This is a genomic window from Enterobacteriaceae bacterium Kacie_13 (genome assembly GCA_013457415.1).
In the GTDB taxonomy this organism is placed as follows: Bacteria; Pseudomonadota; Gammaproteobacteria; order Enterobacterales; family Enterobacteriaceae; genus Rahnella.
Window position 1 is genome coordinate 3,306,328 of the sequence record CP045665.1, and the last position, 12,621, is coordinate 3,318,948.

Annotated in this window: 13 protein-coding genes, 1 tRNA gene and 1 pseudogene; 2 read left to right on the top strand and 13 right to left on the bottom strand. The window is 52.1% G+C overall.

Annotated elements, in window-relative coordinates; genetic code table 11:
• Positions 1–5 precede the first annotated feature (5 nt).
• The 9 genes from ccmI to ccmA all read right to left on the bottom strand — a co-directional run bounded on the left by ccmI (position 6) and on the right by ccmA (position 7,238).
• A complete protein-coding gene (gene ccmI / locus GE278_15000; GenBank protein QLK62006.1) occupies positions 6–1,220 on the bottom strand; it encodes a c-type cytochrome biogenesis protein CcmI in 1,215 nt (404 codons plus the stop codon).
• Positions 1,217–1,702, bottom strand: coding sequence for a cytochrome c-type biogenesis protein CcmH (locus GE278_15005; GenBank protein ID QLK62007.1), 486 nt, complete (start codon positions 1,700–1,702; stop codon positions 1,217–1,219). Before GE278_15005 ends, ccmI begins: the two co-directional genes overlap by 4 nt.
• A complete protein-coding gene (locus GE278_15010) occupies positions 1,699–2,250 on the bottom strand; it encodes a DsbE family thiol:disulfide interchange protein (GenBank protein QLK62008.1) in 552 nt (183 codons plus the stop codon). Before GE278_15010 ends, GE278_15005 begins: the two co-directional genes overlap by 4 nt.
• Positions 2,247–4,217 carry a heme lyase CcmF/NrfE family subunit gene (locus GE278_15015; protein QLK62009.1) on the bottom strand — a complete coding sequence of 657 codons (1,971 nt, stop codon included), beginning with the start codon at positions 4,215–4,217 and terminating at the stop codon, positions 2,247–2,249. Before GE278_15015 ends, GE278_15010 begins: the two co-directional genes overlap by 4 nt.
• A complete protein-coding gene (gene ccmE / locus GE278_15020) occupies positions 4,214–4,708 on the bottom strand; it encodes a cytochrome c maturation protein CcmE (protein ID QLK62010.1) in 495 nt (164 codons plus the stop codon). The genes GE278_15015 and ccmE overlap by 4 nt, the downstream gene beginning before the upstream one ends.
• Positions 4,705–4,965, bottom strand: a complete 261-nt coding sequence (gene ccmD / locus GE278_15025; protein ID QLK62011.1) for a heme exporter protein CcmD — start codon at positions 4,963–4,965, stop codon at positions 4,705–4,707. The genes ccmE and ccmD overlap by 4 nt, the downstream gene beginning before the upstream one ends.
• Positions 4,962–5,699 (bottom strand): heme ABC transporter permease, encoded by a 738-nt coding sequence (locus tag GE278_15030; GenBank protein QLK62012.1) that lies wholly within the window; start codon positions 5,697–5,699, stop codon positions 4,962–4,964. Before GE278_15030 ends, ccmD begins: the two co-directional genes overlap by 4 nt.
• A gap of 216 nt (positions 5,700–5,915) precedes the next feature.
• Positions 5,916–6,575: a heme exporter protein CcmB gene (ccmB, locus tag GE278_15035; GenBank protein QLK62013.1), complete on the bottom strand. Its 660-nt coding sequence runs from the start codon at positions 6,573–6,575 to the stop codon at positions 5,916–5,918.
• Positions 6,576–6,596: 21 nt separating this feature from the next.
• Complete coding sequence (ccmA, locus tag GE278_15040; GenBank protein ID QLK62014.1) at positions 6,597–7,238, bottom strand: cytochrome c biogenesis heme-transporting ATPase CcmA; 642 nt, start codon at positions 7,236–7,238, stop codon at positions 6,597–6,599.
• A gap of 248 nt (positions 7,239–7,486) precedes the next feature.
• Between ccmA and GE278_15045 the strand changes: the two genes are divergently transcribed.
• Both GE278_15045 and GE278_15050 read left to right on the top strand, forming a co-directional pair.
• Entirely contained in the window at positions 7,487–8,404 is a 918-nt protein-coding gene (locus GE278_15045) for a hypothetical protein (GenBank protein ID QLK62015.1), read from the top strand.
• A 110-nt stretch (positions 8,405–8,514) separates the two neighbouring features.
• Positions 8,515–8,589, top strand: a tRNA-Arg gene (locus GE278_15050).
• A 125-nt stretch (positions 8,590–8,714) separates the two neighbouring features.
• Here the strand turns inward: GE278_15050 and GE278_15055 are convergent.
• The 4 genes and pseudogenes from GE278_15055 to GE278_15070 form a co-directional block, all read right to left on the bottom strand.
• A complete protein-coding gene (locus GE278_15055) occupies positions 8,715–9,152 on the bottom strand; it encodes a hypothetical protein (protein QLK62016.1) in 438 nt (145 codons plus the stop codon).
• 631 nt (positions 9,153–9,783) lie between these two features.
• Complete coding sequence (locus tag GE278_15060; protein ID QLK62017.1) at positions 9,784–10,890, bottom strand: nuclease; 1,107 nt, start codon at positions 10,888–10,890, stop codon at positions 9,784–9,786.
• Positions 10,891–10,900: 10 nt separating this feature from the next.
• Positions 10,901–11,548, bottom strand: coding sequence for a hypothetical protein (locus GE278_15065; protein QLK62018.1), 648 nt, complete (start codon positions 11,546–11,548; stop codon positions 10,901–10,903).
• Positions 11,419–12,376: pseudogene (locus tag GE278_15070) on the bottom strand (hypothetical protein). Before GE278_15070 ends, GE278_15065 begins: the two are co-directional and overlap by 130 nt.
• Between the last annotated feature and the right edge of the window lie 245 nt (positions 12,377–12,621).

Sequence of the window (12,621 nt, forward strand, 5' to 3'; positions counted from 1 at the left end):
TCTGATTACGGAACCTGCTGATTAATCTCAATGCTGACCTGACCGTTACCGGCAAAATCTGTCAGCGGACTGTCGCCGTACCAGTCACCGGTGGCTGGTGTTGCCAGACCATTTCGTGAAATACGAACGCGTACTTTTAATTTTTGCAGCGAAGAAAGCAAGCGTTCCGGCATCATTGCGTTGCTGTTATCGACTGTAATCGCCAGCGGGAAGCGGCTCAGCGGCAACTTTTTCACTGCAACCGGCACCGGACTGCTGCCATCTGTCACGGAGATAAAGACCGTGCCATCCTGCGGGATTTTCTTAGCTGCATCCTCTGAAAGCGAAACATTTACCGCCAGTCTGGCCTGATCGGCACCGGACTTCTGTTTCGCCTGTTCAATACTGGCCTGGACCATCTCAACGCGCTTATCACCTGCGGGAAGGATTTTCAGCATAACTTCCCACGCGCCAATCGCTTGCGAATAGTGCCCCTGTTCATATTCATTATAGGCCAGCAGGCTTAATACACGCAGGTCGCCCTGAGATTTTTCCAGCATACCGCGCAGAAGATTTCCGCCGGTAAGGTTATCCTGCGGATCCGCTGAGCGGGTTAGCACTTCGGCATAACCGAGTTTTACCGCCACATCGTCCGGTGAAAGCGAGTACGCATGAGCATAAGCCTGCGTTGCCGTCGCGCCATTATTGAGCGCCATGCCGACGCGGCCCAACATCACCCAGTCCTGCACATTTTTCGGATCGGCCTGTAAATCGGTGCGCAACCCCAGACCTAAATCTTGCACATCCATTGCCGTCAGCGGCGCGCCCTTGTCGCTGGCAATGCGCTGGCGCAGATCAGGCATACGTTCCATTACCTGATTCCACGCGCTGACCTGCCCCAGGCCACCGGCGTAGAGATAAACGCCGAGCGTGATAACCACCAGCAAAATCGCGCCAGGCACCAGCGTCCAGCGGCCAATCGGCTGCGCGGGCGCGGGCGTTTTCCCGGCCGGTATATCGGTCAGCAAGTTTTCCTGCAATTCCTGAATATGTGCCGGACGCTCATCCACCACACCCTGCGCTTCGTCTTCTTCCAGCTCACTCAGGCGGTGATGATAAAACGCCTTGTTCAGCGCATCCCGCGACGTGTGTTCGCTGCGGTCACCACGGATCACAGGTACGATAAACAGCGCCAGCGCGATAACCAGCATCACCCCAATACACAGCCAAAAAATACTCATGATCCTTTCCTGTCGCTGTCTTTAAGTAACTGCGCCAGGCGCTGTTTTTCTTGTTCTGGCATTTCTTCTGCGGCGGTTTTGGTGTTTACAGACCCCCGTCGCGAACGCATGAAAATCATCCCGCCGCCGATAATCACCACCAGCACCGGCCCCAGCCAAAGAATCAGGGTGGATGGCGTAACCGGCGGTTCGTAGGTCACGAAATTGCCGTAGCGTGCCACCATATAGGCGACGATTTGCTGGCGATTTTGCCCGTCATTGAGCAGCTGAAATACCTTAGTACGCATGTCGGCGGCGATAATTGAATCCGACGCCGCAATATTGGTGTTCTGGCATTTCGGACAACGCAGCTGCGCGGTGATGTCACGGTATGCTTGTTCCTGCTCCGGCGACTTGAACTGGTAAGTGTCGATAGCGGCAAATGCGCTGACGCTCAGCAACATGCCGAGTAATAACGCAGGCAGTGATGAAACCAGTCTCATGCGCCACCTCCGTATTTCTTGTACAGCGGTAAGACTTCGGTCTGCCAGACTTTCTCATTTAAGTCACCGGCATGGCGATAGCGAATGATGCCCTGCCCGTCGATCAGGAAGGTTTCCGGCGCACCGTACACCCCGAGATCTAACCCAAGCATGCCGTCGCCGTCGTATAAACTCAGCATGTAAGGATTGCCCAGCGTGTTCAGCCAGTTCACTGCTTTCTGGCGATCGTCTTTATAATTGAGCCCGACCACGCGCACACCTTTTGCAGCCAGGGTATTCAGATAATCATGCTCGGCGCGGCAGGTCGGGCACCACGTCGCCCAGACGTTGAGCAGCAGCGGTTTGCCATCACGGAGCACAGACTGATCGTAGGTTTTCCCGGCCTCGGCCAGTGATTCGAGTTTAAACACCGGCACCGGTTTGCCGATCAGAGCGGATTCGAGCAGCGTTGGATCGTCACCGTTGGCGTTGCCAAGCAAATTCGCCAAAAACACAGCAGCTAACGCCAGAAACAAGACTAGTGGAATAAAGAGGAGTTTACGGTTCATACTTCAGCCTCCGCTTTACCTTGTTTCTTGAGTTTTTTACTCATCCGGTAGCGCGGATCGAGAATACAGAACACGCCGCCAACCGCCATAAAGATGCCGCCCAGCCAGATCCAGCGCACGAACGGTTTGTAGTAAAGACGCACCGCCCACGAGCCGTCATCCATCTCTTCGCCCAATGCCGCATACAGGTCACGCGCCAGATTGCCGTCGATAGCCGCTTCGGTCATCATACTGCGCGCCACGCTGTAGAAGCGTTTTTCGGCATGCAGCGTGGTGATTTTTTTGCCGTTCTGCTCAACGTCGATATTGGCTTCACCACCGGTGTAGTTCGGGCCGGTAATATCGCGAACGTCACGGAAGATAAAGTGATAATCATGGATATCTACCGTATCACCGGCTTTCATACGCACATCACGCTCTACGCTGTAATTCTGGCTAAACGCGATACCGATTACCGTCACTGCCACGCCAAGATGCCCGAGCACCATGCCCCAATGGCTGCGTGACAGTTTGGTCAGGCCGCGCCAGAAAGTATGGCGATGCGTGGCACGCTCATGTAATTCCATCAGCGTCAGCACAATCACCCACACTGACATCAGCAGGCCCACAACGGTCATTCCGACAATTTTGTCCTGCAACAACCACGGCAAAGCGATCGACAGGAATAACGTCACCACCAGCGCCACGCCAAGACGTCGCCACAGCTTACTCGGCTCATCGCGACGCCAGCGCACCAGCGGACCGATACCTAGCAGCAGCGCCAGCGGTGCCATCAGCCAGGTAAACATCGTATTGAAGAAAGGTTCGCCGATGGAAATGCTGCCCATGCCCAGTTGCTTATGGATTAGCGGCAGCAGCGTACCGAGCAACACCACCAGCATCGCTGCAACCAGCAGCACGTTGTTGCTGAGCAAATAGCTTTCGCGCGAATGTAATTCGTGGCGGCTCGGCGCACGCACTGAGTTTCCTTTAATGGCGTAAAGCAGCAGCGAACCGCCGATGACGATCACTAAATACGCCAGAATAAACATGCCGCGCGCCGGATCAGAGGCAAACGAGTGAACTGACACCAGTACGCCTGAGCGCACCAGGAACGTTCCGAGCAGGCACAGCGAGAAAGCGGTGATCGCCAGCAGTACCGTCCAGGCTTTGAACGTGCCGCGTTTTTCGGTCACGGCGAGGGAGTGGATTAGCGCCGTTCCCGCCAGCCACGGCATAAAGGAGGCGTTTTCAACCGGATCCCAGAACCACCAGCCGCCCCAGCCTAATTCGTAATACGCCCATGCCGAACCGAGCACGATGCCGATGGTAAGAAATACCCACGCGGCCTGCGTCCACGGACGCGACCAGCGCGCCCATGCGGTATCGAGCCGTCCGGCCATCAGCGAGGCAATCGCAAACGCGAAGGCGACGGAGAAACCGACGTATCCCATGTACAGCAATGGCGGATGGAAAATCAGGCCAATGTCCTGCAAGACCGGGTTCAGGTCACTGCCATCAACCGGGAAATTCGGCAAAGAGCGGATAAATGGATTGGAGGTCAACAGGATAAACAGCAGAAAACCGCCGGTGATCATGCCCATTACCGCAAGCACGCGCGCGATGGCGTCCTGCGGCATCTGGCGACTGAAGAGTGCAACGGCAAGCGTCCAGCAACTCAGCAACAACACCCACAGCAGTAAGGAACCTTCGTGTGCGCCCCACGTTGCCGCCACGCGGTAATACACCGGCAAGTGAGTATTGGAATTGTTAGCTACGTAGGCGACGGTAAAATCATTCACTACAAAAGCGTGGACCAGAATAATGAACGCCAGCACGATGCAGGCGAACATGCCGTAAGCCAGCGGGCGCGCCATCGCCATCATCCGGCTGTCCTGCCTCGCGGCGCCCCACTGCGGATAAATACTCAGTAACACCGCCAGACCTAACGCCAGACAAAGTGCAAATGTTCCCAGTTCCGGCATCATGAGCGATCGTTTCCTTTATCATTGCCCACGTAGGCCGACGCCGGTCCTTTGTGGTTTTCTTTCATGGCGTCGGCAACTTCCGGCGGCACATATTTTTCATCGTGTTTCGCCAGCACCTGAATGGCGTTGACCACGTTGCCCGGCTCCATCACGCCTTGTGCTACCACGCCCTGCCCTTCACGGAACAGGTCAGGCAAAATACCGTTGTAGGTCACCGCAATCGCGCCGCGCGCATCGTAAATTTTAAAACTCACCTGCAAACTTTTCGGGTCACGTTTCACCGAACCAGGCATCACCATCCCGCCGATACGCAGCCGTTGACCGACTTCCGGCATTTCGTGGTTTTCGCCTTTGCCTTGCAGAATTTCACTCGGGGTATAGAACAAATCAATATTAGAGCGCAGCGCATACATCACCAGCGTGATGCTCAGGCCGAGACCGGCCAGAACCAGCAGCGCCAGCGTCAGGCGCTTTTTACGACGTGGATTCACAATAACTTCTCCGGGGAGGTGTCCGGTTCCAGCGCTGACGTCTGTGCGCCTTGCTGTTTTTTAGACTGAGACTGAATAATGCGTTTTTCGCGCGCCTGACGACGGCGGACTTCACCGAGGATCTGACGATGCTGCAAAAATGTGTGCGCCACCAGCGCGAGCAGCGAAATCAGGGTCGCTGCCACTGAGAGCCAGACGTAAAATGCATAGCCGCCCATCGCAAAGAAATCGTGCCAGCTTGAGAATGCAGGACTCATCCGCGGCGCTCCTTATTCAGCAGGCCAGCCACCCACGGACGCAGACGCTCCTGAATGAGGATCAGGTTACGTAAACGCATCAGTGTCAGGGTAATAAAGAAGAACAGATAACCGAAAATCGCCCAGCGTAGCGGGTAACGCATACTTGGGTCGATGGTTTGCTGCATGTTGGTCGAGCCCTGATGCAGTGTATTCCACCACTGTACGGAGTAATGAATGATGGGAATGTTTACCACGCCGACCAGCACCAGAATACCGGCTGCGCGACCGGCCAGACGGCGGTCATCAAACGCGTTATACAGTGCGATTACGCCAAGATACAGAAACAGCAACACCAGTTCGGACGTCAGACGCGCGTCCCACACCCACCAGGTTCCCCACATCGGTTTGCCCCATGCAGAGCCAGTGACAAGTGCGATAAAGGTGAACACAGCACCAACCGGAGCCATCGCGGCCACCGCCAGATCAGACATTTTCATCTGCCATATCAGGCCGATAAATGCCGCGACCGCCATCGCGCTGTAAATACCCATCGACCAGATCGCCGCCGGGACGTGGATATACATAATCCGGTAACTGTTACCCTGCTGGTAATCAGGCGGCGCGTAGCCAAATCCCCATACCCAGCCAATCAGCAGACAGGCGAGACCGAGAAGCCCGAGCCACGGAATAAACCGCCCGCAAACGTGGTAAAGCCGTTCAGGCCTTGCGAGTTGATGTAACCATTTCCACATTGTTATCGTTGCTCACTCTAAAATGTCACTGTGTGGGTTGCCGTGGAGCCTCATGGGACTCTTGCGCGGTCAGATTCAGGTCTTCCGCACTTACTTAGCAATCTCTCTATTTTTACGCATAGAGAAATGTGATGTTAGTCAAAGGTTGCGATTTTTCTTCCGTATTGTAACGGCAGGTAAAATAGTTCCGCTCCGTACGGCGAACTGACACATTTGTCAGTGGACGCTCACTCTTAACGCCGCCGCCGTGGCAAAGGGGGCTAATGTCGCACTGCCCGCCAACATCGCGCCCAGGATCGCCAGATAGCCGCCAATGGGCATCGACATCGAGGCTGCATCAATCGCGCCGGTGGCAAAAATCAGCACGGGAATATATAACGGCAGCACCAGCAGGCTCAGCAGCACGCCGCCCTTGCGCAGCCCGACGGTCAGCGCCACACCAATCGCACCAATAAAACTCAGCGTCGGCGTGCCTAACAGAATCGTCAGCGCCACGGCTTTCCACGTTTCAAAATCCAGTGAAAGCAGTAAGGCGATGAGCGGCGAGAGAACAAGCAGCGGCAAACCGGTCACCACCCAGTGAGCACACACTTTACCCAGAACCGTGAGCGCCAGCGGTGAAGGCAGTAACAGCAGTTGCTCGAGCGTGCCGTCGAGATAGTCATCGCGAAACAACCTTTCCAGCGCCAGCAGCGAAGACAACAGCGCGGCAACCCAGACAATCCCCGGTGCAATGCGTGCCAGTAATTTAGGTTCCGGGCCAATACCTAACGGAAACAGGGTAATGACAATCAGGAAAAACCACAGCGGGTTAATAATTTCGGCGCTTTTGCGGAAGGCGATTTTCAGTTCGCGCCGCAGAACTTTAGTAAACATTCCGTCTCTTTCCTTCGTGCGTCACGCCAGCGTTTCGCTGGTCAGACGGAGTTTTCTCACGTCGTGGTTAACGCCCTGCAAATCCTGATGCGTGGTCAGCAGCACCATACCGCCCTTCTGCGAATGCTGTTCAAAGAGCGCGATCAAGGTTGCCACGCCTTCTTTATCTATCGCGGTCAGCGGTTCGTCGAGGATCCACAGCGGCGCATCGCTCAACCACAACCGCGCCAGTGCCACCCTGCGCTGCTGCCCGGCGGACATCTGCGCGACAGTGACATCCTCATACCCCAGCAATCCGACATGTTCCAGCGCCTGATAGATAGCATTGCCATCATTTTTGCGGTTCGCAGACTGGCAGTTCACCGACTGATAGAAGGCAAGGTTTTCAAACGCAGTAAGCACTGACTTTACGCCGGGCTGGTGTCCGAGATACAGAAGCTGCTGATGAAATACGTCTCGCTGGCGGCGGGTGCTCACGCCCTGCCAGCGAACGTCGCCAGCGTCAGGTGAGGAAAGCCCGGCGAGAATGCGCAGTAAGCTGGTTTTACCGGCCCCGTTGCGGCCCTCAATCTGCACCATTTCACCCGGTTCGATGGTGAAACTTAAGCCACTGAACAAGGTTCGCTCATCGCGAACGCAACTCAGATTTAGGGCTTCAAACATGAGGATGTCTCTTATTTTTCACAAGTGCGCATCATATCACAGGCGTCAGAGGCGACGCAGCGCAAGGTGCCACAGTTTACATGGCTGAAATCCCTGAAATCCAGCATACATTCCACAAAATGACCCATAAGGTTCATGGGTTAATGATTTGTAACTTTTCCGTATACCTCTTCATAAATCCCACGCCTCGCCTATGCTTATCCGTGAACACTTTAAAAGCCGCCTTGCGGCACACCGAAGGAATACCCATGCACGAAGAAATGAAAAAGCAGGATACCAGCGACGTCGACAGCGACGAGCATTCACAGGGCAAAGAGATCGAGACCGGCGAGGAGAATTTACCCTCCAAAGCCGCGGCGGTACATGAAGTTATCCGCATGGAAGGCGAGAAGGAGCTTGAGCGCGACGGACAGGCCTTGCTGTGGTCGGCCATCGCCGCCGGGCTTTCGATCAGCGCATCATTGATGGCCAAAGGCATCCTGCACGCCCGTCTGCCCGACACGCCGGAACGATTTTTCATCGAGAACATCGGTTATACCGTTGGGTTCATAATTGTCATTATGGCGCGCCAGCAACTGTTTACCGAAAACACCGTCACCGCCGTACTGCCGGTGATGCAGAAACTGACCGGTAAAAATATCGCGCTTCTCCTGCGGTTGTGGGGGTTGGTGCTAGGCGGGAACATCATCGGCTGCGGCATTGCGGCGTTGGCGTTCCATCTGGTGCCCTTCTTCGATAAGGACACCGACGAAGCATTTCGCACCATCAGCATGGAGATCATGGAGAAAGGGCCGGGAGCGATGTTCGTCGGCGGCATGGTTTCCGGGTGGCTCATCGCCACAATGGTCTGGATGATCCCCTCTGCCGGCACGGCCAAACTGTGGGTAATTATGCTGATGACGTACATGGTGGCGATCGGTGACCTGACGCACATCGTGGTCGGCTCGGTGGAAGTCCTGTATCTGGTCTTCTCCGGCGCGATCCCCTGGTATGAATTCATCTGGCCATTCGCCCTGCCAACGCTGGCGGGCAACATCGCCGGCGGGACCTTCATCTTCGCGCTGATAAGCCACGCGCAGATCCGCAACGACATGAGCAACCAGAAGAAAGCCAAAGCCAAAAAGGCGGAACAGGAAGCCGCAAAGAAAGAGGCCGCGAAGCCTTAAAAACCAGCAAAAGGGACAGACTGGCGAGGAAACGACCAAACGGCAGGCTAACGCCTTATTATTGAGAGAAAAACGAGTATACTACGCGGGCGCTTTCCACAGGCGCCCGTGTCTCCTTAGTTAAACGGATATAACAAGCCCCTCCTAAGGGCTAGTTACAGGTTCGATTCCTGTAGGGGACACCATTAAGTCATTTCACGCCACTTCAAAAACCCAGCAATACCAAGCCTCTCAGCAAACTTAAGTTTTAAATAGCTTTCATATCTCTTCATGACATCACAGCATCATTGCGCGAACGCTTAGCAAAATTTTATAGACTTAGTCCCATCATTCCCCACGCATCTTTCCAGTCAGTGATGCGTTTTACTGAAATAGCATGATGAGTCGACTCATCATTTTGCGCACGGTGTCCACCGTGTTTCTCCAGATAATCCCTATATGCCTCATAAATATCATTCCTGATCCAAGATAATGGCGTGATATAGAAACTATTCGGTTTTCGACCAAGATCGATAAATACCCAAAACTCATTGTCATTTTTATCAAGGGTACAATGGGCAGCATAGTTTGTTGAGGTTTGCCAGGTCCCTGAAGTTTTCGCTCTGGTTGTGACTTTATACGTTTTACCACTTGGGGCATCAAATGTGATGAATGATCTGTTGCCTTTTTTCTGGACGATGGCATTTCTGGCCCCAAAGCTCGTTAGTTTCTGCAATACCCTTAACTGCCCTAATTCTGCTGTAGTCATACTTCCCCCAGATCGATTTAAACATTTTCATCAACCACTGCAAATTTGAGGTGATGAAATAGTTCCATGAAAGGTAGCAAAACAACGCCCGATACCTATTAAAAAAAGCATCAAAAGGAACGCGGTGAAATCGACCAAATAGTTTGCTGCCAGGTTAAACGCTGTTGCAGTTGTGGGATGAACTCATTAAGCCAAAACAGGGAAGCAACAAAACCTGAAGATCCACCACCACGACTGAATCGCTCAACGTAAAAGTCGTTGCCGCCCACCCGATTGATTAACGACTTCCCAGTCAGTGACTGAAATGCTGCCTGTACCAACGGGAAAAATATCAGCCTGAAAAAATCCGGTTCAATCTCCAACGAAAAACTACTAGAAACGGAAAAGCGAACAGAATCGACAGTGAATATTGCTTCCCCGTCAACGCAAAAAAGAGATGACTTAGCCTGGTATCCAGTTCGTTAAGGTCATCAGGACATTGCTCGACACCGGAAGCCGCAATCATTTTATCGACCAAAATTAGGTAGCCATCATAATCAGTTCACAATTGCCGCTCAGTGGAGACCACTTTTCTGAGAATTTGTGCGATGGCCAATTTTTGCGGGAACAGACATCATTCCAGCCTCTCTTACTATACCCGTTCAGTATCCCAGCATAAAAAAATACGTTTAAGCCTATCAACAGTATGTCGCCATTTTGGCGTAGTAGGTTTGCAGACGGTGTTTTGGTTACCGAAGAATCCAACCTCATTCACCGCTTCATGTTCGCTGCGGGTTTCAAGCCATTTCACCGGGACAAAATACTCTGATTTATCGGGATCATCGGCATTCTGGCGATACAGTTCGCCATGCTTAAGCACGTCAATCGCGAGTTTTTCGCCGTCTTCAGTGTTGAGCGTAAAACTATTGGCAGGTTCAACGGCGCTCTGCACAATGCCGACGCCTACATAACCCGTTGCCGGGATTTTTACCCAAACACGATCACCCGGCTGAAGCTGTTTTAAGGTCTGGCTGTACCAGCTTCCGCCACCCGCGCTGATAAACCCATAGCGGCGGGCCTCTTCCCAGTTACGGCTGTTTGGGTCACCAAACGAAACATAGAACTCACCATTCCAGGGCTCCTTCACTTTGGCACTTGCCCCAGCAGTAGCTTGTACGGCGTTGGTTTGCGTTTCGCTTGGGTCAATAAGCCAGGCACGGCTTAGGAACTGTTCTTCGCCGTGCTGGAACACCTTAAAGAACAGAACGTTAATAGAGATACCATTCTTACTGAGATAATCCACGATGCGTTCAGTCGACGGATCCAGCTCGGCAGCCACAATGATGATTTGGTGCGACTGGTTGATGGACTCTTCTTCCAGCTCGGTATTGAAACGTTGCTTAAACGCTTCGCCCAGATTGCCGCCACCGGAGAATTTCTCATAAATCTGTGACAAACGGTCTGCTGTTAAATCATCCACCCACGAAGCGTAATCCAGCGCCTGCGCCACCACTTCACGCGGTGTACGGTCGCGTTTAAGCTCAATTAATATCAGCGAGGCATCCGGCGCAATCGCCAGCAAATCTATACGCCCTTTATCGAGCGTATTTTCCTGATGCCCGATAATCATCCACTGGTCAGAGAGGATGGTAGGATCATTTAAGATCATCCTCTCGAGCAACTGCTCACTGACCAGTTTGCTGATGGTCAGCGGCTGAGGATTGTCCCCCACCCGCCAGATAGCATGATGAACCGGCATCGTCTGTTCCTTAGTTTAATGCTGCGTCAGTGAGTGCATCCGCCAGGTGGAGCTGGGTTTGCTGAGCAGATTGCAGGCGAGACTTGAGAGTGTCACTGATAAGTAATAGGTCATTGAATTTGGCAACAATCCTTTCTTTTTCTTCTTTAGGAGGGACGGCGATCAAACAACCTCTTAATTGAGTTTTATTGATTGAGGCAAGATTAGTCGTTTGTTTGCTTGAGCCTGAAAAATACTCTCTAGCAAATGGGCCATTGAGAAAATTTGAAAGCCAAACTACATCCTGTTCTGGCAAGATTTTACGAGCTTTAAACACATGGTTTTGGTGTGCCATATATGACATGTCATTTTCAATCCAAATCGCTGTTCGACCAACTTTATCCCAATCTCCACCTTCAGTAATTAATAAGTCACTGTTGTAAACTTTGTATTTTTCCATTTCTTCAAGCGGGATTTCTGTGGTTTTTACAACGCTGATGTCAATATAACCACGTTGGACATTTGCAACACTAAGATATGGAACTGTGACTAATTTCCTGCCCTGCAATTTTCGCCCTTTGGTAATGCCACTTTGTATATCGACAATATCTTCAAACCGGCACCACTCCCACCCCACCGGCAACTCAAACGGCTTTTCATCCTCACTAATTGGCGGCAAAGGTTTTTGTTTTTTAATTTTCCCTTCTTTCACCAACTGCGCTTTTTCCTGCTCAATACGTTTAAGCAGTTCAGAGGCGGGTTCATCGTTCGGATCTTGCGGCACCAGTTTGCCCATCACTGCCAGTTGCAGAATGGTTTGCTTAAGTGCGTCGATACTGGCTTCAGTGGTAAACAGCGTGTCGAAATACTGGCTGATTCGCGCCCAGTTCTCGGCGAGTTCTTCGGCATTTTGGCTGGCGGTAAGCGTTGCCAGCAGCGTTTCAACCAACTGATAATGCGCATCCAGACTGGTCAGGGATTGCTGTTCAAGTTGATCGCAGAGGGACATGAGTTCGTGAACTTTGCAGATAATTCGGTTTTGTTCAGCTTTAGGCGGAAGTGCAAACACTGTGGCAATAAGTTTTTCTCTTGAGATATTCGGTTGAGCTCCACCAGCGCCCATGCCTATAAAAATCCGCTTGTAAGCTTTTAAAAGAGTTAATAAATAGACATTCGAAATTCCACTATATGGGGTACAAGCACATACTGCCTGATTAGTAGTACCGCGAACATTTAGGATCGATGTCTTACCAATTGTAGCTCCATACATCGCAATTAATACATCACCGATATTATTATCTCGGAGTGAACATTCTTGCAAAGCCAATTCTGTGACTGTCTCCTCTGAATCCGAAATGAAATCTGAGGAAAGCTCGCCTGATTTAAACCACGGAATATTACCATTATAATATTCTGAATTAGAGCGGCTTGGCGTAGAACCAGCCCCCCAATTACCTATGTCATTTAAATAACACCATTCCCAACCATCCGGTAATTCAAAGGGTATTTTGGAGTTTGTAATTTTTTCAAGTGTTTTAGGCTTTCTAATCACTTTACTCTTAACTAGTTCATCTCTTTCTTTTGCAATCTGCTTCAGTAATTCAGAAGCCGGTTCATCATTCGGATCCTGCAGCACCAGCTTGCCGCGCACGGCCAGTTCGAGGATCAGTTCACGCAATTTTTTGATGCCGTACAGGTCAATCTTGCCTGATGTACCGCGCCCGGCGGTGGAACGGGTGCGCAGGGCAGACG